Genomic DNA, 270 nt, shown 5'->3' on the forward strand with positions numbered 1-270 from the left:
GCTTAACACGTTTCCAAGCCATATCTGTGATATGTAAAAGACCGTCAACACCACCCAAGTCTACGAATGCACCGTAGTCAGTAAGGTTTTTAACGATACCTTTAACAGCTTGACCTTCTTGTAGATTCTCAAGAAGAGTATCACGTTCAGCACTGCTTTCAGATTCGATAACTGCACGACGAGAAACAACAACGTTGTTGCGCTTCTGATCAAGCTTGATAACTTTGAATTCTAATTCTTTGTACTCTAAGTGAGCGGTGTCGCGAACTG

1 protein-coding gene is annotated in these 270 nt (G+C 41.9%); it reads right to left on the reverse strand.

The window, feature by feature from the left end; translation table 11 throughout:
* Positions 1 to 270, reverse strand: a 270-nt coding sequence (locus tag AAEZ06_RS27330; RefSeq protein ID WP_350617236.1) for a S1 RNA-binding domain-containing protein, incomplete at both ends; no start/stop codon positions are given.

Origin of the sequence: Pseudomonas sp. HY7a-MNA-CIBAN-0227, assembly GCF_040310325.1 — a bacterium.
Taxonomy (GTDB): Bacteria; Pseudomonadota; Gammaproteobacteria; order Pseudomonadales; family Pseudomonadaceae; genus Aquipseudomonas.